Consider the following 23,825-nt stretch of genomic DNA (forward strand, 5'->3'; position numbering starts at 1 on the left):
CCGCCACCGGCTCGGCCCGCGCCGAGCTCGTCTGGGGGCGGCCTGAAAATGGCGGCGGTGGCGATCGGGGCCCTCGTCGCCGTGGCCGCCATCATCGCCACCATCATCAACCTCACCCAACACGACAGTGTTAGCACAACGGCGACATCAACAACGACGGCAACGACTTTGCGGACTCCCGGCACGGATCTTTCGTCAAGGATGGCTGGCACGAGCACTTCGGTAACCGTAACGACCGCAGCGCAACCCGCCGTCGGCGTCATCGTGGGTACCTGCGATGAAGGGGGTACCTGCGGTGTCAAGCAACGTAACGCGCCTTACGTCGCGGCCCCGCGGCTGTTCCCGGACGACCTACGAGACGGGATCAGCGTGACCCTGGCCTGTCAGACGATGGGCGATACTCGAACGAGCGCCGGGCACGGCACAAGCGCCATCTGGTACCGGCTCGCCAATGGCGCGTACGTGAATTCGGTCTACTTGGATGTCACTGCCAGCTCGATCCCGTCGTGCTGACGTCGAAATGACACAGTTCCGCGCGCGCAGAGGGCTGGTCGTTCTCGCCATCGCCGCACAGATCTTCGTACCTGGCTGTGGCCCAATAGCTTCGCCCGATGTCGCGGCATCCAGCTCGAGTGCACCGATCAGTGGGCCCTCGTCGCCAGAGATATCGACCCCGACGAATAAGACACCTAATCGGGTCGGTGCGGGCGATTGGGAGATGATCGGCTCAACGGTGCAGGGGCGGCCTATTCGCGTCCGGAGCTTCGGGCATGGTCCGCGCCGGGTGTTGTTCATCGGCGGCATTCACGGCGACGAAGCTGAAGGCGCCTATTCCACGGCCCAACTTCCGGAAGCGTTTGCCGCCGCCGGCCTTGCCGACGTGGCCACGTTGACAATCCTCGAGGATGCCAACCCGGATGGCCGTGCCGCGGGAACCCGTACCAACGCCAATGGCGTTGATATCAATCGAAATTTCCCGGCCAAGAACTTCGACACAACCAACCCCCTGTATGGGTCGTCACCGCTGAGCCAACCGGAGTCGCGCGCCGTGTACGACGCGATCGACCGGGTTCGCCCGGACCTGGTGGTGGTAGCGCATTCGTGGGTGGGGCGGCAGTTCCTCAACTACGACGGTCCTGCCCGGGCTCTTGCCGAGCAGTTTTCCACGCTGAGCGGACTCGAAGTAGAGGAGTCCACATCGTTCGCGCCGACGCCGGGGTCGCTGGGCTCTTATGTCGGGCGCGACCGCGGTATCCCGATTCTCACAATCGAAGTGCTCAAGGGCTCATCCCCGGAGGCTGTTTGGGGAAAAATCCGGAAGGCATTGCTGCGGGTTATCGAGGGATGACGCTCGTCATTGGCGCGCGTGGATCACCAAATAGATCGGCCCGACCTGCAATTGACTGCCGTTGGTCAACAGGGTACGTGCGCCGTTGTAGTTCTCGAAGTGTTCGATCTGGCCATTGCTGAGCACAATGGTGGAAACGTTTGGCGGCAGCCCCCGAACAAAGACGTCGTCTTCGACGTTGCCGCCTATCGTAATCGGCTGCAGGCCCAGACCGATCTCAGTCGTCTCACCGGGGGCCCAGATGACCTCGAGGCTGGCTTCGCGAAATAGCTTCTCTACCACATACATTGCGAGGCCGAGGGCGAGGCCAAGCGCGGCAATGCCGACGATGCGCCCCCACATTTCCGGCAGTTGTTGGGCGATCAGGACGAAGCTGATGCCGCCGATACAACCCCCAACGAAACCGGCTGCAATTCCCCGCCCTACGCCGAGGTTCGGGACGGTACGAGACAACAGCCCGCCGATGAGGGCACCGGCGATACCCCAGCAGAACGTTCGCAGCACATAGTTCTTGAACTCAAATGAATCAACGGGCATCAAGAAGACGGCCTGGGCCACGGCTCCCGCCACAAACCCGGCTGCCGCTCCGAACAGCCAGGTGACGCCTATACGGCCGGGCCGTAGCTCGCGCCGCTGATGCCAGGCGTCGGAGAGGAATAGCGCCGTGGCAATGACACTGGTGAAGAGGAGCGACCAGAGGCCGGTCACCCATATCGTCATGAATCGGCTTGTTGAATACTCCTGGGGAACAACTTCAGCGAGCAACGCGCCGAGGGCTCCACCGAGTGCTCCAGCAGACAGGTGGAGAACGAGCTTGTTTGAGCGCAGCTTCCCCACGACATCGCTGGTGGGCATTGTGGACGGTGCGGCGGCATAGTAGGCCGGCCCGGATCGCGGGGGTGGACCGTAGGGGCTGGGTTGTTCGTATCCGGGCGGCTGATAACCCGGTGGTAGCCCCATGGCCGGCGGTGGTGCCGTGGGATATGGCGACTGCTGCGGAGGCGGTTGCTGGCCGGGGGGCGCCGATGGGGATCCGCCGACCGTATAGCCCGCGCCGAACCTGCTCGGTGGCAGATTGTCAGTCACGCAAACGGTGTAGCACTGGCAGTGTCGGTGCGGCGACTGGATGGGTGGGATTCGTACGAACGGATGACATTCACGTCGAGCTTTACCCTGAATATCGCCTCACGGTGCATCAAGAATGCGCTGCCGCTGGTTCTCGAACAGCGTTGCTAGGTCGCGACCAGCGGTAGCGGGGCCGTCTCCCATACCGTCGAAGAACGAAACCACAAATGTGATGCCCCTCAATTTGCCGACTAGCCGATACTCGTCCGGTGAGGTATACGACGTCCCCAGACTCGATATGTCTGCTGCGGAAACCTTGTAACCATGGTGCTCGCCGGCGACGCCGGGAATGTCCCACTGTGTCAACGATGTCCGGTCAATTCCGGTGCCGATAGGCTCTCCGCTGCTGCCGTACTCAGTCGACTGGATGTCAAAGCTCGGACAGTCTCGTACCGTCGCATCGAAGTCTTGTCCGAGTGCAGGTAGGTCACGCATGTAGATCGTGGCATCCATCGACTGGCCGCCATGCTCTGGGGGCGGGCTGTAGTAGGCGCTTTGGAACACTAGGTCCGAGTACTCCTTTTCGGGCCACATCAGCTTGTCGCACGCATCAAGGGCCCCTTTGCGGTCAGGGCTAGAGCTTCTGGAAAGGTCGCTGATGACGTACCGGTTGTCCCCGATATGTGGAAAGTCGGAAGATTTGGCCAGCAGGTCGGTCACAGAGGTCGAGTTGGCTACCGGGTGGTTGGGCATCGGTGTTGGCGCGCTCTCGAACATTGGCGATTTGGATTTGTGCGCTGTGGTTACGCCGACGGCGACAATAGCGAGGGCGAGGACGGCCACTACGACGAAGCCCATTAGCCACGGCCTGGACGACCCGCGATGGGTTGGGCGTACGGCTTCAGAGGGATGCAGACCTGGCTGCGCTGTGGATCCTTGTCGATCGCCACCAGGACGATTGTGATTGTGCTCTTGCATAGCCGCGGCGAGTCTAAAGAAGATCAACGGTGAACGGCTGTTCACCGTGAAGATGTTGGCCCTGCTTGGTGTCGACGTCAACCACGTAGGTGTACTGCCCCGGCGCCTTGAGCGAGAACTTCCAGTGACCGCTTTCGGAGAATCCGTTGACGCTCTGGTTGGATGAGTAGACGCTGGTTCCGTTGTCGGCGAGCACCGTTGACGTTTCGTGGCCCCAGATGATCGAGCCGTCAGTGGTGTTCCAGCTCAACGCGAGGTCCACCGCCAAATGGCCATTGGCTGTGCGCCCGAGGCGGAACCGGTTGGGTTCGATCTGGGTGCCGTACGCGACCGCGCGTTGCATGGTGATTGACAACTGCAAACCCGTCGGGTCGGCGTGGGCTGGAGCCGCGACACTGCATGCCAGTAGCGCTGCCGCAACTCCCACTGCTACCGTTTTCGAAGTTGAGGGGCCGTTAGTGCAGCGTCGCGTCTGCACATCGTGTCGTCGGACCACAGGGCGCCGCCTTTCCTGAGCTGATCCCCTTCGGTCTGTGCACCATAGCGCTGCATCTGAGTTTGTGGATTTGAAAACTTAGCAACTGCTGATGGATTCATACGATTGGCCTACAGGAGTTGAGGCGTGATTGGTTCGCAGGCTGAGCCGGAGCGGCCTCGAACTTGGCGACTTGCTCGGCGAAGAGCTAGACGACAGCGCTAACTTCGGTGGCCGTGAATGTCGGCTTGCGGGCCTCCTGCGGATAGATGACCAGCCATCGACAGTTGTCGGCAATGGCGAGGCCTTCCCTCTTCGCCGCGGGAGCTGAACTCAAATGCTCGGCGAGCGGCGGTGGATTGAACCGCATCAGCATGAACTGAACCCACACGAGCGAGTGAACCGATGATACGGACGACGATGCCGCGAAAGCTGTGCGCCAGGCGGCGATGGCGGTGTTCGGGAAGCGATCTCGGCAGTTGCCATCGCCTGGGAGACAAACCGAGTTAAGCCACCTTCTCCCAAGGTGACTCACGCCCCTGGCGAATGAAAATACTAGGCGCATACGACAAAACCCCGCAGGCAGGGCCCGCGGGGTTTCGCGTTGCCGAGTCAGATTGTGGCGTCCGGGCGTGGGCGACCGTGTCCGCGGCCGCGCCATGGGTCTCGTAAGGACTCACTGGTTGCGCGGCCCGCAAAGTAGCTACAGCCCCCGCAACCTCAAGGCCCAGTCCGCTAGGCCCCGTCGTACTGCTGGGGTGCTGAGTATCCACCGGCCCGCCACCAGGATCATCGGCACGAAAACAGCTTTCGCCTCAGGTGACTTGTTCGGTGCACCCGAGCCCTTTCTTGCAGATCGGGCGCCGGGAGACGGGTTCGGCGCCGAATCGGTCGACGGCGCGGCTGGCAACGTGATCATCGGGGCTGCCGGGGTGTTGTAAACCGGTGTGGCGGAGGCAACCCCGGGTTGCACGCCAACGCTGACGCCTGCGATCACAACGAGCGGAACGAGCAACTTTGGGATTGAACGATGAGAGGAAGTCATGCGGTTCAAGATAAACGCCAAGCTAGCTCGAGTCTGTAATCCGAACGGCTTAAATCCGCGTTTTGAGAGCCCAATTCGCGCGTTCGGACGGTTCAGAGCGGCGGATCAGCAACGTTGCAGGAAAGTGTTTTTCAGCTCAATGTATGCGAGTCCGGAGGGCACGTGGCATTTCACCCGGCCATCATCGAAGCACTCGCTCAATGGCGACCCACTCACCATCGGCGTATTGATGCGTGACTTCGATCGTTGAATCGGGTGGGAAGCCGAGATCGGCGGTTGCTCCGCTGGTGTCGGCGTAGACCAGCTTCTCGTCTGTGACTATTGCCGAACCGTCAATCCGCACGTGATCGAAGTACCGGATTTCGCCAGAAGTCTCACCGCGGACCGGTGAAACGCCGGGCATGATCGTCCCGCCGATCGGCTCGGGCGCCGATGGGTTGGAAAAGTTGAATACCCGTAAGAACTTCATCATGGATGTGCGCCCAGCACAGCACATGTCGAAGGTGGAGCCGAAGCATGTGAAGCTGATGACCGCATCGGCGGTGCCGTCGCCGTCGGCGTCGAGCGGTCCGACGAGCTTCGCGTCCGTGATCGACGCGCCCCCGAACTGACCGGATGAAGTCTGCGCTTCACCCTTGCCGTTCGTCACTGTGATCGGTACCGAGTGCTTCCAACCCGTGGAGCCATCTCCGCATGACCCAGCGGGAAACGTCATGCTGCGGATGATGCTGTCGGCACCAACTTCGGGCAGCGCAGGGGCGCTTTGCAGTTTGTCGGCGTGGGATGACGTCTGTTCGCCCGCAGGCGAGTGATTGCTGAACGCCCACACCGCGACTCCGGCCACCACGACGACCGCGACGATCACCGCGACTATGACCGCGAGCCGCGGCGATCCCGGCGCCGGCGGGTAATCCTCACTCTCCCGGGGCTCGTACCCAATCGGCTGCGCCGGCCATTCTTCAGCGACTGCGGGTAGATCCTCGTCGAGGATCCAGAACTGCCAACCCGGGGGAGGCGCCGGCCACGACGAGTCTACCGGCCGCCCGGGTCCCGGCGACCAATTCGGTGGCACTGGCCAATTCGGCGGCACATTGAACCGCATCAGGATGAAACCTTCCTCGTGATCACGCTGGGCGTCGCCGCGTTTGCGCCATGAATCAGGATGCTACGGGCCAACACGTTCGACCCGACCGGGGCTGACAAAGACCCTGTGCCCGGTGTCGTCATTGGTGAAGGTGAGACCCGACGCCGCGGAATCGATGGTCCATCCGATGGCCGTGTAGGTGGCGTGGGCGATCTGTTGCCACTCGACCAAGCCAAAGTCGCCGACGACCCACTCAGACGTGCCATCGGCGCGGAACCGGAACCCGTTGGCGGGCTGGCCATAAAGCTCCGGCGGGTCGGTGTAGCGCGCCCCACAATCCACCTCTGACGACGTGATCATGCACCATGTGTCGCCAGACTTGGCTTTTATGTACACCAGGTTGTTGCTCGTTGGCGATAGCACTGTCGGTTTGCTAGCGGGTACGCTTTGTGGTTTGCAGCGGCAGAGGATGATGGTCTTGACGGTGCCGTTTGGGGCGTTGTTGGTGCCGGTGCTGGTATAGCCGTCGATAACCATTTGATAGGCGGCATCGGTGTTCGGGTTGGCGTCGTAGGTCACCGTCGTGGTTCCACCGTTGCTGGGTGTGGTGGACAGGGGCTCGCCGTAGAGTTCGATGGCCTTGCTCAGCGGTGAGCCTACGGTGAGTCCGTCGATGGTGCGGCCGCCGTTGCGGGGGCGGATGGCGTCGAGCGTTCCGTCGGCGAAGTCGTAGTCGTAATCGCGCCAGACCACGGTGACCCGGCCGGTGGTGCCCGCGTCCGGAAAGTCGGAGTGCTTGGTGCGGATGTCGGCGACTTTGGCGCCGAGTTCGATGTCGCCAATACCGCTGGATGTCAGTGAGGTTTGGGCTTGGCCGGGATTTTGGGTGGCGATCAGCCGGGCAGCGAGTTGGCTCGCGTTGGCGGCTTGGACGAATATGCCACCGGTGGCGGTGGCGATGCACTTCAGCTGATCACTGGCCGGCCCATCGGTCTTGAATCCGACCGTCGAGATGGCCAGGTTGGGATGGCTGCGTTTGATCTGGGTCGTCCTGTCACAGGGTGCGCTGTCGCAGGTGTCCTCACCGTCGGACACCAGCACGATCGCTTGTGCCGAATCGTCGGCAGGGAGCTGAGCCGCAGCTCGGTCCAACGCGAGGCCGATCGGGGTGTACCCCGACGCGTGCAGGCCGTCGATGTGGGCACGCATCTCGCCGCGGTTGAGCGTGCCCAACGCGATCACCCGCTGGACGTCCTGACATCCCGCATCATGCTCGGGTTCTGTTGTGCCAGTGCCCATGCCGTAGGTCTCCAGTCCGAGCGTCGCTCCATCAGGCAGGGCGTCGACAAGGCCCAGGGCGGCGGCCTTAGCCGCATCGATTCGTGGACCCGGCGCATCGGCCTGATCCATTGACCCCGATGCATCCAAAATCAACACCGTTGGCACGCTGACCGCCACGTGTGTTGAGGCTTCGCCAGGCTTTGATGACGCTTCGGTGCCTGCCGGCGAGTGCGTGTTGAACGTCCACGCCGCAACTCCGACCAGAGCTACGAGAGCCACCACCGTTGCAACGATGCCCGCGAGCATCATCGGTCGCGATATCCGACGACGAGCCTCAGTACCGCGCGGATCGTACGCGGCACCCTGCCCCGGCCATTCTTCTTCGACTTTCGATGATCGTTCGTCGACGACCCAGAACTGCCAGCCCGGCGGCGGCGCCGGCCACGAGGGATCGACCCGCCGCCCCGGCCCCGGTGACCACCCCGGGGGCACCGGCCAATTCGGCGGCGGGTTGAAGCGCATCAGCATGAACCCACCCCCACTTGCGTCATCAGGAGGATGCTACGGACTACGGCGTCGCGGCAGTATGCGTTGGTCGGCCACAGACGCAAGCACGTTTGGGTTCAGATGTTCGTACGACATCAAGTCTGTGCAGCGCCCAGTCATCTCGTGTCAGGATGAGCGACATTGCTGCCACGACTAGGACGGACTCGAGACCATGTCGACGACTCTTGATGCGGCGTTGAGCATCCATGCTTTCGCCGATCGACCGGTCATTTCTCAGTCGACAGAGATACTTGCTCGCCGCGGCATTCGCGGCTTCAGGTTCTCGTTCTTCTCCGGCCCGGCCTGGTTGCTCATCTTTCTCGTGCTCGGCGGGTGGTATTTCAAGTACCGGAAAACGAATCCCGAGAAGGCCAAGAGAATTGAGCAACACCTGAGAGTTGCATCCTCGTCGGTGGCGGATCGATTCAAGACAGGATTGGGCGCCGGGACAGGGACCAACGGCGTTGACGGCCGACCCTACGGGCTAGGCCGCGTTGACCCACGAACGGCTCAGACGGCCAGCCTTGACGAGTTCCGCGCCAAACGTTTCAATCCGCCGCCCAACTGGCCGCCGATGCCGCCGGGCTGGACACCAGACGCTGAATGGAAACCAGACCCGTCGTGGCCGCCTGCTCCGCCTGGATGGCAGTTCTGGGTCGCGTGACGGTCCGGCCCAGCCAGCCGTCGTGACGGTAAAGCCCTGCGGAACAACGCAACCGGACGATGAATTGACCAGAGGCACCGGTGCACATCTGCCGGTTGGGTCCAGATCAAAATGACGTCAGTAGTCCGCCTGCGCGACGACCTTGAGCTCACCCTCGGGCGCGTAGTAGCCAGCGCCGGTGAGGGCACCATCCACGAGGTGGCCGACCGACCCGAATGGGTCGCCAAGATCTTCCACCGGAACAAATCCGACCTTGCCGGCAGACGCGACAAGCTCGCCGCGATGATCGACTCGCCGCCGCCGGGTGCAACGGGTACTGACGGGTTCGTCGTGCTCACCTGGCCGCTACACCTTATCGACACGCGGGACATGCTCGGATATGTGATGCCGCGTATCGACACCGGGAATGCGGTTGAAATCCACACCGTGAGTAATCCATCCAACCGGATGAACCCGCTGCCTTCCGCTCCGCAGTGGACTCCGCGTATGACATGGCGGCACCTGTTGCATGTGGCGGCCAACCTCTGCCACGCCGTGGATGTCGTGCACCGTGTCGATGCAGTAATTGGCGATTTTCAGGAACGCAACATACTGGTCAACGACACGAGCCGCGTCACCCTCGTTGACTGCGATTCGATCCAGTTCGCCGATTCTCGAGGACGCCAGTTCTTCTGCGGGGTAGGACGTCCGGAGTTCACGGCCCCTGAACTCGCGGGCCTGGACCTATCGGCCGCGGTGCGGGACAAGCCGTCGGACCTCTTTGCGCTCGCCATTCATATCCATCTCCTGCTCATGGGTGGAAACCATCCGTTTCTTCGAGGCGCGTGGACCGGCAGTGGCGACCAGCCGAGCCCATTGACCTTGGCCGCAAGCGCGGACTGGGCCGGTGGGCCTGGCTCGGCCCTGCACACACATCCTTTGGCGCCGTCTCCCAGCTTCCTTCCCGGTGAGATTCGTCAGCTCTTTGGGCGAGCCTTCACCGCTGGTGCTCGCGACCCGTCAGCGAGGCCGGACGCCAGGGAATGGCGTGATGCGCTGCAAGCAGTCAAGTTGACCGAGTGTTCGGGCGGGCACCAGATACCCGTAGGTGCGGGCCGGTGCCCTTGGTGCGCGATCGAGGCCGAGCGGATTCGTCGGCGCACTACCTCGAAACAAACTGTGGTACAGGATATCTCATCGATAACCGCTGGCACCCAAACCCCGCATGTCGTCAGTTCAGCTGGACAGACAACCTCCGCGAGCGGGCATACGACGCCCACGCCTAGAAAACCACCCCGCAAGCCGAAAACGACCCGGATGAGCGCACGCCCTCCCAAACCGATCGCCTCGCCCAAGCCCAAGCCGAAGGCAGGACAACCCGACAACTTCTCGGAGGCGATGGGTCAGAGCCTCTACACCCTGTTCAAGATCGTGGGAATCCCCCTCGCTGTCCTCGTGGTCGTCATGACCGTATGGATCCTCGTCTACTCGTTTAGCCGAGCAATGGGTGCGAGCTGATCGAAGATCTGAGGAAGGCCCTAGGGCCGCGGTCGGCGTTCGTCGCCGGTATACGTTGTGCCGGCGGCGAATCGCTTGCTGGATTCTTCCAAGATCTCTGCGATGCTGGGTGCTGCGGGCCTGCCAGGCGCCGGTGAGTTTGCGCCGGCCGGCTCTGGATCGGGATTCGATGCGGAGGTCTGATCGGTTGTCGCTGAGGTTATTCGGGTCGGTGCGCTGCTTGGTGTTGGGCGAAAGATCTTCGGAACGGCACCGGTCTTGGGCGAAGTGGTGTCGATTGCTGCGGGCTGTTGGCCGGTTCGGAATATCCGGGGGGACGCCGGTGCGGGCAACTCGGTCAGCGGAACACTCTGTTGAGCAACGTCATCGGCCTCTTCCGGCGCGACTTGACCGACGGCGGTCGGTCTTGCTCCGAGCTGGCTGATCAGCATGATCGCGCACAGAACGGCCAGTGTCAGCAGGCACACCACGATGTCGAAGCTGCTCGTGATCTGGTGTGCCAGATCATTGCCGTGAACCGGGTTGTATGGCGGCCGGTTGGCGCCGTAGTCCATCCTGGGCGCAAGCATCACGCCCAGGGCGGCGTGTGAAATAGCCAGAGCCAGAAGCACTCCACCCAGTGCCACGCCAAGAACACCGGGCCGCCGGTCGCTGGCGAGTCTCCTGCGTAGCCACACGGCCAATGCCGTGACGCCGACGTCGAGCACGATCAGCACGGAGGTGCCGTAGGTCGAGTAGGGCATTCTCAGATTGGCGATGACCACGAGGTCGGTGATCCGCAACGCGGTGGAGCTGGCGAACCAGACGATGATCAGGAGCAAGCACTTTCGAGCCACGTCACGCCACACCGAGCCGCCGCGCCGTCCGGATAGGCGTCGGCCCGCCAGCGTCCACGGCTCCACAATGGCTGCCGCGCCGACCCAGGCGAGATATCCCTCGAATCCCACCGAGGTCGTCGAGGTCGTCTGGGCGATGCCGTGGAATGCGTCGATGTCTCGGCCGACCCCGGTGTTCCACACCATCACTCCGGCCATTACCGCAGCGGTGCCCAGGATCACCGTCGACAATCGACTGGATTCCTGGTCCTGCAGCAGCCAGCGCGTGGCAACCAGTACGACCGCCAGTGCTGCGGCCGCGTAGACGATCGTCATGCCGACAACGGTGGCGCTTTGCTCGCCGGTAACCGGGTTGCCGAGAGTTGGCAGGACCCACCGGATCCGTTGGAAGACGTTGAACAGCGTCGCAAGGACGGCGAGTGCCATGGCGGCGATAGCGAGCAAACGAGGGGCGGCGACCCAGCGCCGGAACCCGTCGACCTGGCTGCCCAGCACGGGTTGGGCGGCCAGGAGGCTTCCGGCCAGACCTGTCCAGACGGCGGGACCGACTCCGGGAGGAACCTCTCCACTTCCGCCGTAGCGGACCGACTGGACAATCCCGAACAGCACGAAGCCCGCCGCTACGATCACGTAGGGCACGTTGAGCCAGAACCGGACCCGGTTGATCGACGCGGCATCGAGCCGGCTCACAAACGAGGCGGCCACGGCACAGCCCGATAGCAGGGTCGCCAGGATGACCACCAAATAGAGCCACGCGGGGCTGTCCGGGACGCCAAGGCCAAATTCCAGGTTCCACGGCATGAGCAGCGCCACGGTCAACAGCAGCGCGGCGGCGATATCGCGCATCGCGTTGAACCGCCGTAGCGGAGCGCGATAATCAGTACCGGCCGCTGCGGTGGTGGGATTATCACTCACCACTGAACCCCCTGGGACGCGTATATCCGGCGCGGCCCAGATTGGCTGGGGGCCTGACGATCTGATCCGCATTTTAGGGGTGCGCCTTGCGTTCAGGTGTCCCCCGTTCGGACGACGTTCGAATCGCGACCTCGATTGCGGGGTCTTCTGGTGCGGGTAGTGAGAGTATGGCCGGCGTGCGATTACTCCGACTCGACACCGGTCAGCCGCTGCAGTTGGGGCCGCCGCTGTCGGGTGCGACCGGAGAGGGGACCGTGTACGCGGTCGTCGGCCGGCCCGACTGGGCCGCGAAGGTCTTCCACCCCACATTGACTGGCCTTCGAGAGAAGCTAGCCAAGATCGGCGCGATGGTTCAATCGCCACCGCCCGGCGCGGTACAGCCCGACGGGCTGACTGTGCTGACGTGGCCGTTGCACCTTCTGATCAGCGACGAGAGGCCGGTCGGTTACGTGATGCCGCGCATCGACACCGCCACGTCGGTCGAGCTCCACACCGTGAGCAATCCGTCCAACCGGCGTGACCCACTCCCGAACGCGCCGCAGTGGACACGGCACGCGACATGGGGCCACCTGGTCAACGTCGCCGCCAACCTGTGTCTGGCTGTGGAAGTCGTCCACCGAGTCGATGCTGTCATCGGCGATTTCCAGGAGCGCAACATCCTCGTCGCCGACACGACACAGGTGACCCTCGTCGACTGCGACTCCATGCAGTTCACCGACCGGACGGGCCGGCGGTATCTGTGCGCGGTGGGGCGACCGGAATTCACCGCTCCAGAGCTGATGGGGTGTGATCTTCGGTCGCAACCGCGTGCCAAGTCCGCAGACTTGTTCGCACTCGCGGTGCACATTCATCAACTCTTGATGGAAGGCAATCATCCGTTTCTGCGCGGGAGTTGGAATGGCGAAGGGAACCAGCCTGACGCCGTCAGCCTTGCCCGGACCGGGGATTGGGCGGGCGGCCCAAATTCGCGCCTGCGCAGCCACCCGTTGGCGCCGTCGATCACGTTTCTGCCGAACGAGATTCAACAGCTATTCGTCCGCGCCTTCACCGTGGGCTGCCAGGATCCGGCGCGTCGGCCAACGGCCGGGGAATGGCGTTCGGCACTCGGCCGAATTCACCTCATGGGCTGCCCACGCAATCCCGCCCACCAATTGCCCATCGGGGCGCCCATGTGTTCGTGGTGTGCTGTTGACGACGAACGCAGAATCCGACGGCAGCAGAACAGCCCGAGCACATCGGGATCCCTTACCGTACCACTCAATTCATTCAGTGCGAGCCGTTCCGGACCGCTGGCGATCTCGCGGCCGCCGGTGTCTCCTCTGCCCCCTGGTGCTGCTCGAAACAGCCGCAATCCGTTAGGGGTCAGTAACAAGGCGGTACTGATGGCGCTGGCGGCGGTGGTTCTGATCGTGGTATCGCTCTCGGCGTTCATCATCTGGGCAGTCACGACCGGTGCGACGACCTTCGGCAGTTAGAGCTGACGCGGTCGCAGGCGACCGACAATGCCGACGATATGTGGCGGACTGCGGTGTTTGTCACCTAACTTGGTTTGGGGCAAACCGTATCGTCGTACTCGGACCGCTCCCAGAAATCTTTACATGTCATGACCGCTGTGTAGATCGCTGCCCCTTCGAGATAAGGCGACACAACGAGCTCCGGCCTGACCTGACTCACGAGCTGCGGATCTGCAGCCTGCCTACAAATGAGCGTCGTCAACGTCTTGATAGCGTTCGGGGGGAGAGCCTCGTACTTTGAGTCCCATTGTTCTTCCCAGACATCAAGGTAGGGTGGCGGCTGACCGTTGATCTCGGCGAACTTGCGGCCCCACTCATTTGTCAGATTGATCGCCTCGGGCAGGGACGGGTTGACACTGGGATAGGGCGTGCAGCCGCCTGAAGCCTTGGCCGGCCCTTGGCTCGTCTGAACCTGTGGGCCCGAGGCCGTGACCGACGATTCACCGCCATGACTTTCCGTCGGCTCAGCATCACCACCGCGACTACTGCAGCCAGCCAACAGGAGTGGAATTGCCACCACGGCAAAGATCCGCGTCGACCGGCTTGGTCGGATTGTCAGCATCGCGTCGGGCCTCCTGTGAATTCACAGACTGAATGTATTGGAGTGTAAGTGCATTGAAACGTGAGGTATGGCGGCTGACCATGGCACTGACACGTCGATCGCTGAATCCACGCCGGGCCGTCTGATGGTCTACATACTGACGCTCTTGGGTCGTAGGTAGCCCAGGATCTGGCCGTTGGTCCTGTCGCTGAACGCGTATGTGTGCACCGCAGCCGGGTCATTGCCCGAGATACCGTCCTGCCAGGTGTAGTTCTGCTCGAGCACCGAGTAGTTATTGCCGTCGACACCCGTCACGAGTGCCACGTGCCCGTACTGGCCGCTGCTGTAGACGACGATGTCACCGGCCTGGGGCTGCCCCTGCCCGTAGGCGATCCGGTCGTAGTACTGGGACACGCCGTTGCTGTCATAGTGGTTGTAGATGTCCGAGGCCGCCATGCTGTCGGTGGCGATGCTGCCGTTCGCCCCGACGACCTGATTGCTGTATTGCCGGAACACGTCGAAACACTGTGCGCCATAGGCGTGATCGGGGTCGATGAATTTGTCCTGCCACTGCGAGACGAAACCAGCGGCCGCCGCCGAGTTCGCACTCGACACCGCGCCGGTTGCCGCGGCGCTCTGCGCGGAGGTGACCGTACTGGTTGTGGTGGAGGGCGTAACCGCCGCCGTCGAGCCGGATGCCGAGCCGTCGGCGCTGACCGACCGCTGCTCGCTGGCGTTGTTCAACGCCGACTGACCCAACCCGTCGATATGAGACTGCGCGGTTGTGAGCGACTGGCGGTGCTGAGGCCACCATTCGGTGACGAAGCGCTGCGCATCTGGACCCTGCCAGACCGCGGGGAGCGCGTTGACCACCTTGTCGAGTTGAGCGACGAGGGTGCCGATCGTCGTGGCGTGGCTCTTCAGCTGACGTCCGGTCTGTTCGACCTGGTCGACATCCATACCCATGCGTGCCATCAATGAATACCTTTCTGCGGCATACGGATCACACGGTGCGGCCAGATCTGCGGGGAGTGCTCAGCGCTGTGAGACGTTGCGCTGCTCGGAGGCGTTGTTGAGCGCAGACTGCCCCAGCCCGTCGATCTCCTGTTGCGCGGCGGTCAGGGAACGGCGGTGCTGCGGCCACCACTCGTTGACGAATCGCTGGGCATCGGGCCCGTCCCAGATGCCGGTCAGACCCTGAACCAGCTTGTCCAGTTGGGAGACGAGATTGCCGATCGAGGCGGCGTGGCTTTTGAGCTGGCGTCCAGACTGTTCGACCTGTTCGACGTCCATTCCCATACGTGCCATGGGTGCATTCCTCCCGCGCGCTGTGTCTTGTGGTTGTCCGATGAGATACCGCCACTGTATTGCAGACACCGAGGTGGAGCCTCAGGAAATCCGGCCGGTTCATCCGAACGTGCGACACGGACGTCCGTCTGCGAGGGTCCGAGGTCAGCGCGGAGGAGTCGGTGTACCGCCGCCGGCCGGCGGCACGTTGATTGCGACCGGATCGGGCAGCGCCCCGATCGTTGCCGGCGGTGGTCCCATGTCGATCGTTCCGCCGGACGGACGCGGGACAGCTTGTCCAGAGCCGAGGTCGACCAGCACGAATTCCGCCACGGGCGTCGTGCGGTGAGCCGCGGAGTAGGCGACGACGACCGTGGTGTGCGGTGAGTAGCCCGTCCATGGAGCGGTATCCGCGGACTTCCATGCGGCGATGTTGCCGTCCGACGGCGGCAGGAGCGGACTTCCCCCGGCGCAATGCACCCGCGGCACACCCACCGGATCCACCATGACCGCGTCGCCGGCCTGCAGGACGGTTTGGTACGCCACGGCCTTACCACTTGTGAAGCGGTGCGAGGTGACCCAGGTGTCGGCCGACAGGACCACGGGAGTCAGCGTATTGAGGTAGTACGGAATCTGCTGCGGCTGAAGGCCGATAGTCGACCCCCACGATTGGGCCCGGTCGGGGTGAGCACTGAGATCGTTGGCCAGCGCCGCCGCATCGCAGGGTACTTCCGTGCCGACGGCTCCGTAGAGACCGTGCTGGGTTCCCGAAACCAGCCTCACGCCGCGTTCGGTCGATACCGGCGCCTGAGCGGCTGAGCCGGGATTGCCGTTGGCGGTGCCCGGTGCCGGCACCGCGGACAAGACGACCACCGAGGTGGTGAACGGATCCAGGCCGGCCGCGTTGGCTTCGGTGAACACCAACGGGTCCGGAGCACTGGACACCGGTCCACTGGCAGCGCGGGGCCGGCTGAGCAGGACAACGACAGTCAGCGTGGCCAGGACGACAAACGTCAGCGCGATCGCAGCGACGGTGAGGACTGGCCGTGCCCGGGAATCGATGACCGGCGGCTGATTCGGATCGTTCCAGCCGGCGGCCGTGGCGTTATTCGGTAGCGGTGACGATGACACCCTGGTACTTCTCCATGCTGGCCTTGACGGCGGCCCAGTGCGGATCGGTCGAGTTGTCGAAACTCTGTGCGACAGCTGGATATCCCGTGCTGTGGCCGTGGAGCAGAGTCCACTCCGACACGCCCGAACCAGCTTCGAACAGATAGTCCGTCGAAGCGGACGGCTGGTGGGCTTGGATGCGAAGCATTTCCCCGGCGATGGGAACGGCGTCCCCACTGGCCTGCAGGTGCAGCACCGCGACTCCAGGTATGTCGGACTGAATCAGTGGCGATCCGTACGTCACCAGCGTGGTGACATGGTAGCTGCCTGAGGCGGCGATGTTCTGGGCATCCATGCCGCCCTGGCTCAAGCCGACCAGCATGATGTCGGTGTTCTGCCCCTCAGGTGAATCCCTGAGGGCGGCGTCGATCTTGGCGGTGACCTCCGAGTCCACCGCGCCGGCGAGTAGGGGGAAGTTGCGGGCAAAGGTGCGGTTGTCGGTGGAGTCTTGGCCTTTGAGGTAAACGATGAGGCGGGTCTGTCCGTCCGGCCCGACGACCGTCTCGATGCGGACACCGTCGTCGTCGCGGACGTTGTTCTTTATGTGTGCCAACAACTGTGCTGTGCTGCGGGGTGCCGCGTCGCGTGTGGAGCTGACGGACTCCTGGTCGTATGCATTGCGGCGCAAGTCGACAGCGCCTTGACGAAGCTCGGTAGCTGCGGTGGTCATGGCGCGCGCAGGTCCGTCAGTCCACGCCGCACGGAACCGGTCGGCATCCGGGCCCAGCCACTGATTGGCCGTATGGATCAGCGAGTGTAGCGATTTGCTCGTCGCGTCGAGATCGTTCGCCAACCGTTCGAATTGGGTGGCGGTTGATCTCAGCTGCTCGACGTCGGCGCCGTTGTACGTCATGGCCTAGAGGTCCGGCTGCGCCAGCTGCAGCCACACGCCCCGACCCTTCTCGATGAGAACGCCGCGGCCGGGCGGGAATTCGTGACGCCGCACCGGCCCGATGGAGGTATTCAACAGGGTGTCGGAGTCACCGGTACTGGGTGCCAGCAACAGTCCGCGACGCGGTGACTTGAACGGCTGCCCCAGCTGCCAGGCCTGGGACCAAGTGGATATTTCGGCTTCACCCACGACGAAAGCCGAAGCGTCGGACAGAGTTTTGACGAGCTGGGTCACGGTCGATTCGACATCGGTGCTGCTGAAGTCGGTCACCGATTCGATCACCACCGTCAGCGCGGCAGGCGCCGTCGTCGTCGATACCGCAGCAATGAGATCGTCGGCGGCTTGGCGCACAGCATCAGTCCCGGTCACCGATCGGCTCCACACCTTCAGCCCGGAGATGCTTGTGGTAGCCGGGGCCAGGTGCATGATGTACGCAGACGGATTGTCGCGTCGAATGGCTTGCGCGAGAGTCGCAAGCGCACTGCGGCGTCCGCTGCCTGGTGGGCCGGTCACCATGAAGACGCCACGCGGATGGACTCCGATCGGCGCCAGTGTTTCGTCGGCCACTCCAATGGCGGGCATGTTGTCGCCCGTGCGGGGCGGAAGGGCCTCCAGAGCGATGTGGTCTGAAAGTCGCTCGACTGGTTGCGGTTCGGGGTAGTCGGACGCACGCAGGTCTGTTGCGAGCACCTTGATGGCCTGGGCCTGCATCGCGACGTTCGCGTTACCACCTAGGACCGCTACGTGGAGCTCTTGTCCGTCCATCACGCCCCGACCGCGGGGCGAGTTCGACGACAGGATGTCAGCGCGAATTCCGGCAATGCTGTAGTCGTCATCGGACGCCAGCCTCAGCACGAGCCTGCATTGGATAGCTGACGCCAGGCTAATCGACAGGGCCCCGGGGCGGTCGCCGCTGACCACGACGTGGATCCCGAGTCGGCGCCCGTCTGAGGCGAGCTGACTGAACATCGGGAAAATGGGCGACCCCGAGACGTGTTCGTAGGCCTCGCGGAAGGCCCCGATTCCGTCGACCAACAGCAGGATGCGCGGTTCGTCATGCTCCGTGATGTGTCGGTAGTCGGTGATGGTGGCGGCGTTCACTTGAGTGAATGACCGCGACCGTTGATCGAGCACCGCGATCAGTCGGCGCAGCACCCGCCCGATGCGCTCGTCGTCATCGCCGCTCACGACGGCCGCAACGTGTGGCAGTGGTTCGAGAATCCGCAGACTGCCGGATGCAAAATCGAATGCATAGACATGCACCGGGCCGTCGTCAGGCGACAGGGCAGCAGCGATCGCCAACGTACACAACGCCGTTGACTTGCCCGATCCACCGGTTCCCAAGATCGCCATGTTCCCGTCATCGTCGGGAGCGAACACACCTATCGGCTGGGTCTGGTCGGTGGGCAGGTCAGCACGCCCGATCACCAGTCGAGCGCCGCTCACGTGGGGCGTCATCGACTCCAATGCGTAGCTGGACTGCAGCGGCGGCAGCCACGGCTTGCGTGGTGTGCGGATACGCAGGCCCTCGGCCGCAGCACGTGTGGTGGCGACCATACGTGCGATATCGGTCGGTGAACCCGTCGTCAATCCCGTGGCAGCCGGTGCTTCGGTGTTCCACGGTCGGCGTCGCCCGAACACAAACTCCGAGATGTCGATCGGGGCGCGGTCGGGCTGATCGCTGGACCACCCGCCCACATAGCCGGCCTGAAATGTCGTCAGTCGGCCAGGACCGGTCTTGGCCACCACTCGTCCGGGGATTTCCAGTGGGAAGTGCGCGGCCAGCGGGTCGTCGATGACATCGAGTGAATCGTCGACATCGTTGAGCCGCAGTGCGATTCGCAGATTGGTGTTGGCTCGCAGGTTGTCGCGGATAACACCGGCGGGACGTTGGGTGGCCAGGATCAGGTGCAAGCCAAGCGATCGCCCCCGTTGGGCGACGTCGATGACACCGTCGACGAACTCGGGCACTTCGGTGGCCAAGGCGGCGAACTCGTCGACGACGATGACCAGACTGGGTGGTGTGTCAGGATCGCCGGTGCGTTCCAGCGACACCAAGTCTTTGGCGCGCTTGAGGTTGAGCAATTTTTCGCGGTGCCGGATTTCTGCTCGCAGCGAGGTCAGCGCCCGCCGCACCAGATGCGGGGACAGATCGGTCACCAGCCCGACCGTGTGGGGCAGGTCAACACAGTCGGCGAACGCCGTGCCGCCCTTGTAGTCCACGAACAGAAAATTGACTCGGTCGGGGCTGTGTGCCGTCGCCATACCGAGCACCCAGGTCTGGAGGAACTCGCTCTTACCGGAACCTGTGGTGCCGCCGACCAGAGCGTGCGGTCCGTGTTCTCGTAGGTCGAGATAGAAATCCTGCAGTCCCGTGGATCCGACCAGGGCGCGCAGTGTGGCTGCCTGCGCGGCGGGCGACGCGGGCTGGCCGGTGCGGTTGGCGACAGAGTCGTTGGCCAGCCACTGGCGCGCCACGGCAGTCGGTTCGGCGGCCAAGCCAGTGCCGGACAGGCTGAGATAGTTGACCGAGCGCGGAAGGTCGGTCGTGTCTTCGACGGCTGCGCCGACGTCGACAACCGGTGCCAGCAGCAGTGCAATCTGTTTGGAGTCAGCCACATCAAGGCTGTCACAAGCCACCGGGTACGTGTGGCGTCCGTGCCGTACCTCGCCGATGGTCGAGCCGGATGTCTCGTTCTCGATGAGCACGAAGGATCGGCAGGACGCGGGCAGACTGGCGACCTGGGTGGCCACCCAGATCAGGTGCACTCCGACTGCGGGGCCGCGCTCGGCCAGTCGCGTCAGCCGGGCACGATCGATCGGAGCGGTGTCGTCGACGAGCACCACCACTGCGGGCAGCACCAGAGGTGGACGATCGTCGGCCGACAATCTGGCTTGTTCGTCGATCGCGGCAAAGGTGTAGTCGGTGCTGTGCTCGTTTTCCGCGGCGCGTGTCTTGACGAGGTCTTCCAGCCGGGCCAACAGTGCCAGGCCACCGTTGGCGCTGTCGGTGAGGTGATTCCCCGACAGCGGACTATGCAGAGATCCATTGTGCGGCAACCATTCCAGCCACTCCCACGACGTACGCGAAGCCGGCGAACTGAAGGCGGTGATCGTCAACTCGGCCGGTGAGTGCAGCCCCACCAGTTGCATCACAATCCCGCGTGCGACACCGTCGACGACCGCGCGCGGACCACAGACACCGAGCGCCCCACATTCCCGAAGGTCGGCCACCACCGGCACATCGGCGACTTTGTCGAACTGATCACGCAGTTCGCCGAGTTGCTGTGCGTATTCGGGCTCGGCGTCGTATTCATTCGACGTGTCGATACGGCACCTCGACGGTGCATCACCGAGACCGAGTCGTAGAGCAAGGAATTCGCGATGCTCAGGACGGTGTGTCCACAGCAAAGGACCCAGCCGGTGGATGGCCTCGACCACTTCGGCCAGCGCGGGCGTCTCCGTACAGCGCACCGCACGCTCCACCCGCTGGGCTGCCGTGAGATCCGAGGCCAGCTGGCGCAGCGACTCGGCGAAGCGAGCGATCTCCTGTCGGCGCTTCTTGCGGGCCTGCCACTGCGTATCGATGTACATGCCGATCATCAACAGCGGACTGAGCGCGATGAACAACACCGACAGCAGGTTGCGGCTGACCAGCAGGAGGCCGAGGCCGAGTATCAACGGCAGCAGCATCGAGAGAATCGGGAGGTGGGGTGGCTCAAATCGCTGTGGGGGGCGTGGAGCGGTGAAGATCCGCTCCGGAAACTGCGGCACCACTCGCGGTGAGCGGTTGAATTCGATAGCGACGCTGTCGGTTTGGACTGTACCGGGCCGGACTGTGGGCAGGATCGCAACCGAGGTGTTGCCCAGCCGAACCACGTCGGTGACACCTACCAGAGTCCGCTGAACGGGCTGCCCCGCCAGCAGGACTCCCGTGGGGCCGGCGAGGTTGGCAATCTCGATGCTCTCACCAACAGTGACGGCGGCGTGCACACCTGCGATTCCAGGATCGGTCAGCATTACATCGCTGGCCAGGCCGGTACCTATCACGGAATTGCCTGGTGCCAGCGAGAACTCACGCCCGACATCGGGGCCCTCCAGGATCCGTAGGACGGCTACCGAGCGACCGCGCCGGGTCCTCTGGGCAACCATGCCGGCCGAGGTGACGCTGACCGTCGAACCCGACCGTATGCCCGACTCGATCAAGCTGCGGGCTGGGTCCAATACTCGTCCGGGAGCGCCGGTGTCGAAGGCGGTGTGCTCGAGTTTGAGCGTCAGCGAGCTACGGGGTCGCGCACCACCGCGCTCCGGATCGCCGGTGACCAGAGCGGTGGCGAGGTCGGACACCGAGGCAGTGGCGTCGGCTGTTACCGCCACCTGCGCGCGAGTTCCGTCAGTGCGGCGCAGGATGAGTTTCAGGTGCACCCGTGCCGCCCGGTCGAAGTCATCGAGAGGGGGGAGCCAACCCTGTTCAAGCCGCGATTCTTGGTGGCGCGCAGCGACGTACATTGCTGGTTACCAAGCGGATTGGCGCCCAGCGTCACGTCGATCATGGTCACGCCACTGAGCCGATCGTGCAGCCCATCGCGCGGTATGGAGCTGGTGAGAACCGGCAACGCCGCCAGTCCGGCGGTGCCCGCGAGGATGCCACTACGCAGGCAGCACGCGGCGAATGTCGGGGGAGACAGATCTGCACGCCGGAGCAATTGGAGCCCGAGCATCGCCTTACCGAAGGTGACTCCGGTGAACCCCTGCCAGATTTGCATCCACAGCCACACCGCGACGGCAGCCACCGGAATGACGATGTAGACCACCGCAGCCGAGCTGAGTATCGCGGCGGCTGCCGTCAACGGCAGCGCGGGACTGATGGTGATGGCCACATCGAGCAGCACGCTGCAGCATCGCACCCCACGGCCGGCGGCCACCACTGCCGGGGCGTTCACCTGGGCGAATGGCCGCGCTGCAGTGGTGGTGTTGGTGTCGAATGAGACCGCCTGTCGAGGTTGGCGATTGGTGACGGTGGCGCCGCAGGCGCCGCAGTAGGGAGCATTCGTCCGCAGGGCTGAGCCGCACTGGGTGCAGGGGGGATCCGCGCCGACCGGTTGTCCTGACATCACGTCTGCTCCGATCCGGTTGCTGTCGGCCGCGTGCCGGGCACACTGTAGCTCCGGTCGCCCGGCAGGTGCAGTGATTCGTTGTCGGCCGAACGTACGATTGCCGCGCCCGCCGTCGTGTCATGACGATGGGCCCGTCCCGCGGCACAGGGGCGACGGCGCGGCGAGGTCGCGGCGCGTTCGCGCCAGCGGTAAGGAGTGGTGATGGGCAGGAGCCGAGTTGCCTGATCCGCAGCTACCGCCCAGCCGATTCGGCGCGGGTTACACGGCGGGGGCGCCACCGGCGATGCCCGTCAGCCCGCCGATGAGTTCCCCTATACGACAGCCTGCCTCTCCAGCACCTGTGGTGGGTGCGGCACCGCCACCATCCTCCCCGCTGAATCGACTGGCAGTTGTCGCCTTTGCCACGTCGCTGGCGCTCGGTCCGGTGGCGTTCTGGCTGACCATCCCTTTGGCCGCCGCGGCCCGCACAAGGATCCGGCGCTCGCCGCAGGGCGGGGCGGGGTTGGCTCGAGCAGCCATCGCCATCAGTTGCATCTACCTGGCGCTGACAATCGTGGTCGCCGCTTTGGCCTTCGTTGTCCGCGCGATCTGATCCACCGCCGTACGTCATCCGAACGGCTGATACCTGGTACCAATTCGTAAGTGTCATGATGACCGGGCCGTTATCAAGCCGTGGGTGATGTCGATGGATAGCCCGCGCTGACCGTAGGGGAGCCGAGAGGTAGAGGCTATGGAGCTCGTTCTCGGCGTGTCAGTCAGCGGTACTCGTGCGGATCTGGCCCTCCTCGACGCCTTGAACCCGGCGACGGTCCTCGATCAATTCTTTCTCGAACTGTCAGCCGACCCGGTCGGCGAGGTGGCAACCACCGTTATCGGCACCGACCGGATGCTCACTGACGGTGGCCACCGACTGCTGGGAACCCGGGTGTATTGGTCCGGCCGGGAGTTCAGCGCACTGAAGGAAGCTCTCGACGAGGCGGGCCTTCATGACACCGCGCTGCTCCCCGAGTTTGCGACCGCACGCGACGCGGCGAGTGCCGCCGCCGATCGGGCGTCCGACCAGTCCGTGACGGCGCGTAACAATACGGGCATGGCGGACCTCGGCCCCGAAATGGCATCGTCGACCGGGCCTTTTGCGCCGACCGCTCTCAGTCCCCAGCTCGGCCCGCACCTGGCGTACTCGCAAGCAACAGACTCGTCGCGCTCCATCCCACTGCTGCCGGGCGCCGATTACAGCGATCACCCGCTGCCGTTGCAGAGCGCGATGTCACCGTTGAGCCGGATCGGCCAATACGACGAGGAAAGCGATGAGCCCCTCGGCCGACCGCGGGTGCTGTTATTGGGCAGCGCCGCCGCCGCGGTGGTTGTCGTCGGATTCTCTGCATTGGCAGTGACCGTCGCAATCGGGATCAGACCGACTGCTGCAGAGAAACCGGTGCCTGTCCCAAACACGGCCACAGAGAACAAGGTGTACCCCATTCCCGGCGATGACGTGTGGCGCCCGAACCCGAGCGGTGTGCCGGTTGGCCCCAACCCGGACCTGTCCCTTATCCAAATCTGACGCTGCCGA

General features: G+C 63.9%; 21 protein-coding genes. 7 read left to right on the plus strand and 14 right to left on the minus strand.

Annotated elements, in window-relative coordinates; genetic code table 11:
- Positions 1-57: 57 nt before the first annotated feature.
- Both HPC46_RS30420 and HPC46_RS30425 read left to right on the plus strand, forming a co-directional pair.
- On the plus strand, positions 58-513 hold the full coding sequence (locus HPC46_RS30420; protein WP_179475843.1) for a hypothetical protein: 456 nt from the start codon (positions 58-60) through the stop codon (positions 511-513).
- 205 nt (positions 514-718) lie between these two features.
- Positions 719-1,348 (plus strand): DUF2817 domain-containing protein, encoded by a 630-nt coding sequence (locus HPC46_RS30425; RefSeq protein ID WP_179475844.1) that lies wholly within the window; start codon positions 719-721, stop codon positions 1,346-1,348.
- 6 nt (positions 1,349-1,354) lie between these two features.
- Here HPC46_RS30425 and HPC46_RS30430 read toward each other — a convergent pair whose 3' ends face one another.
- From HPC46_RS30430 to HPC46_RS30455, 6 genes are all read right to left on the minus strand, one after another.
- Positions 1,355-2,203, minus strand: a complete 849-nt coding sequence (locus tag HPC46_RS30430) for a hypothetical protein (RefSeq protein ID WP_179475845.1) — start codon at positions 2,201-2,203, stop codon at positions 1,355-1,357.
- A gap of 330 nt (positions 2,204-2,533) precedes the next feature.
- On the minus strand, positions 2,534-3,271 hold the full coding sequence (locus tag HPC46_RS30435; protein WP_179475846.1) for a hypothetical protein: 738 nt from the start codon (positions 3,269-3,271) through the stop codon (positions 2,534-2,536).
- A 133-nt stretch (positions 3,272-3,404) separates the two neighbouring features.
- On the minus strand, positions 3,405-3,746 hold the full coding sequence (locus tag HPC46_RS30440; RefSeq protein WP_179475847.1) for a VCBS domain-containing protein: 342 nt from the start codon (positions 3,744-3,746) through the stop codon (positions 3,405-3,407).
- A gap of 328 nt (positions 3,747-4,074) precedes the next feature.
- The gene (locus tag HPC46_RS30445) at positions 4,075-4,242 is read right to left on the minus strand and encodes a hypothetical protein (protein ID WP_179475848.1); all 168 of its coding nucleotides are present in this window, start codon (positions 4,240-4,242) and stop codon (positions 4,075-4,077) included.
- A gap of 850 nt (positions 4,243-5,092) precedes the next feature.
- Complete coding sequence (locus HPC46_RS30450) at positions 5,093-5,776, minus strand: hypothetical protein (protein WP_179475849.1); 684 nt, start codon at positions 5,774-5,776, stop codon at positions 5,093-5,095.
- A gap of 300 nt (positions 5,777-6,076) precedes the next feature.
- Complete coding sequence (locus tag HPC46_RS30455; RefSeq protein ID WP_233716926.1) at positions 6,077-7,804, minus strand: vWA domain-containing protein; 1,728 nt, start codon at positions 7,802-7,804, stop codon at positions 6,077-6,079.
- A 190-nt stretch (positions 7,805-7,994) separates the two neighbouring features.
- Between HPC46_RS30455 and HPC46_RS34740 the strand changes: the two genes are divergently transcribed.
- Entirely contained in the window at positions 7,995-8,486 is a 492-nt protein-coding gene (locus HPC46_RS34740; RefSeq protein WP_218894837.1) for a hypothetical protein, read from the plus strand.
- Between the two features lie 111 nt (positions 8,487-8,597).
- Positions 8,598-9,983 carry a hypothetical protein gene (locus tag HPC46_RS30465; protein ID WP_179475850.1) on the plus strand — a complete coding sequence of 462 codons (1,386 nt, stop codon included), beginning with the start codon at positions 8,598-8,600 and terminating at the stop codon, positions 9,981-9,983.
- Positions 9,984-10,003: 20 nt separating this feature from the next.
- On the opposite strand, the gene HPC46_RS30470 is transcribed toward HPC46_RS30465, so the two are convergent.
- On the minus strand, positions 10,004-11,734 hold the full coding sequence (locus HPC46_RS30470; protein ID WP_179475851.1) for a DUF7937 domain-containing protein: 1,731 nt from the start codon (positions 11,732-11,734) through the stop codon (positions 10,004-10,006).
- A gap of 167 nt (positions 11,735-11,901) precedes the next feature.
- Here HPC46_RS30470 and HPC46_RS30475 point away from each other — a divergent pair, with 167 nt between their 5' ends.
- The gene (locus HPC46_RS30475; protein ID WP_179475852.1) at positions 11,902-13,209 is read left to right on the plus strand and encodes a protein kinase domain-containing protein; all 1,308 of its coding nucleotides are present in this window, start codon (positions 11,902-11,904) and stop codon (positions 13,207-13,209) included.
- A 64-nt stretch (positions 13,210-13,273) separates the two neighbouring features.
- Here the strand turns inward: HPC46_RS30475 and HPC46_RS30480 are convergent, their stop codons facing one another.
- The 7 genes from HPC46_RS30480 to HPC46_RS30510 form a co-directional block, all read right to left on the minus strand.
- Positions 13,274-13,765, minus strand: a complete 492-nt coding sequence (locus tag HPC46_RS30480; protein ID WP_179475853.1) for a hypothetical protein — start codon at positions 13,763-13,765, stop codon at positions 13,274-13,276.
- A 174-nt stretch (positions 13,766-13,939) separates the two neighbouring features.
- Positions 13,940-14,764 (minus strand): CHAP domain-containing protein, encoded by an 825-nt coding sequence (locus HPC46_RS30485; protein ID WP_179475854.1) that lies wholly within the window; start codon positions 14,762-14,764, stop codon positions 13,940-13,942.
- Positions 14,765-14,824: 60 nt separating this feature from the next.
- Positions 14,825-15,097: a WXG100 family type VII secretion target gene (locus HPC46_RS30490; RefSeq protein WP_233716929.1), complete on the minus strand. Its 273-nt coding sequence runs from the start codon at positions 15,095-15,097 to the stop codon at positions 14,825-14,827.
- Between the two features lie 144 nt (positions 15,098-15,241).
- Positions 15,242-16,207 (minus strand): DUF6777 domain-containing protein, encoded by a 966-nt coding sequence (locus HPC46_RS30495; RefSeq protein ID WP_179475855.1) that lies wholly within the window; start codon positions 16,205-16,207, stop codon positions 15,242-15,244.
- Positions 16,182-17,099: a WXG100 family type VII secretion target gene (locus tag HPC46_RS30500; protein WP_179475856.1), complete on the minus strand. Its 918-nt coding sequence runs from the start codon at positions 17,097-17,099 to the stop codon at positions 16,182-16,184. The genes HPC46_RS30495 and HPC46_RS30500 overlap by 26 nt, the downstream gene beginning before the upstream one ends.
- Positions 17,100-17,102: 3 nt before the next feature.
- Positions 17,103-21,563: a type VII secretion EssC family protein gene (locus HPC46_RS30505; protein WP_179475857.1), complete on the minus strand. Its 4,461-nt coding sequence runs from the start codon at positions 21,561-21,563 to the stop codon at positions 17,103-17,105.
- Positions 21,554-22,252, minus strand: a complete 699-nt coding sequence (locus HPC46_RS30510; protein WP_179475858.1) for an RDD family protein — start codon at positions 22,250-22,252, stop codon at positions 21,554-21,556. The genes HPC46_RS30505 and HPC46_RS30510 overlap by 10 nt, the downstream gene beginning before the upstream one ends.
- Positions 22,253-22,472: 220 nt before the next feature.
- Here HPC46_RS30510 and HPC46_RS30515 point away from each other — a divergent pair, with 220 nt between their 5' ends.
- Both HPC46_RS30515 and HPC46_RS30520 read left to right on the plus strand, forming a co-directional pair.
- The gene (locus HPC46_RS30515) at positions 22,473-22,847 is read left to right on the plus strand and encodes a hypothetical protein (RefSeq protein ID WP_179475859.1); all 375 of its coding nucleotides are present in this window, start codon (positions 22,473-22,475) and stop codon (positions 22,845-22,847) included.
- 138 nt (positions 22,848-22,985) lie between these two features.
- Entirely contained in the window at positions 22,986-23,816 is an 831-nt protein-coding gene (locus HPC46_RS30520) for a DUF7159 family protein (protein WP_179475860.1), read from the plus strand.
- Positions 23,817-23,825 lie beyond the last annotated feature (9 nt).

Source organism: Mycolicibacterium vinylchloridicum (genome assembly GCF_013404075.1).
GTDB lineage: Bacteria > Actinomycetota > Actinomycetes > Mycobacteriales > Mycobacteriaceae > Mycobacterium > Mycobacterium vinylchloridicum.

Excerpts from the sequence above, each read along its gene's own strand:
- HPC46_RS30425 (WP_179475844.1), top strand. The coding sequence starts at position 719 with ATGATCGGCTCAACGGTGCAGGGGCGGCCTATTCGCGTCCGGAGCTTC.
- HPC46_RS30430 (WP_179475845.1), bottom strand. The coding sequence starts at position 2,203 with ATGCCCACCAGCGATGTCGTGGGGAAGCTGCGCTCAAACAAGCTCGTT.
- HPC46_RS30435 (WP_179475846.1), bottom strand. The coding sequence starts at position 3,271 with ATGGGCTTCGTCGTAGTGGCCGTCCTCGCCCTCGCTATTGTCGCCGTC.
- HPC46_RS30445 (WP_179475848.1), bottom strand. The coding sequence starts at position 4,242 with ATGCTGATGCGGTTCAATCCACCGCCGCTCGCCGAGCATTTGAGTTCA.
- HPC46_RS30455 (WP_233716926.1), bottom strand. The coding sequence starts at position 7,804 with ATGCTGATGCGCTTCAACCCGCCGCCGAATTGGCCGGTGCCCCCGGGG.
- HPC46_RS34740 (WP_218894837.1), top strand. The coding sequence starts at position 7,995 with ATGTCGACGACTCTTGATGCGGCGTTGAGCATCCATGCTTTCGCCGAT.
- HPC46_RS30465 (WP_179475850.1), top strand. The coding sequence starts at position 8,598 with ATGACGTCAGTAGTCCGCCTGCGCGACGACCTTGAGCTCACCCTCGGG.
- HPC46_RS30475 (WP_179475852.1), top strand. The coding sequence starts at position 11,902 with ATGGCCGGCGTGCGATTACTCCGACTCGACACCGGTCAGCCGCTGCAG.
- HPC46_RS30485 (WP_179475854.1), bottom strand. The coding sequence starts at position 14,764 with ATGGCACGCATGGGTATGGATGTCGACCAGGTCGAACAGACCGGACGT.
- HPC46_RS30490 (WP_233716929.1), bottom strand. The coding sequence starts at position 15,097 with ATGGCACGTATGGGAATGGACGTCGAACAGGTCGAACAGTCTGGACGC.
- HPC46_RS30500 (WP_179475856.1), bottom strand. The coding sequence starts at position 17,099 with ATGACGTACAACGGCGCCGACGTCGAGCAGCTGAGATCAACCGCCACC.
- HPC46_RS30510 (WP_179475858.1), bottom strand. The coding sequence starts at position 22,252 with ATGTCAGGACAACCGGTCGGCGCGGATCCCCCCTGCACCCAGTGCGGC.
- HPC46_RS30520 (WP_179475860.1), top strand. The coding sequence starts at position 22,986 with ATGGAGCTCGTTCTCGGCGTGTCAGTCAGCGGTACTCGTGCGGATCTG.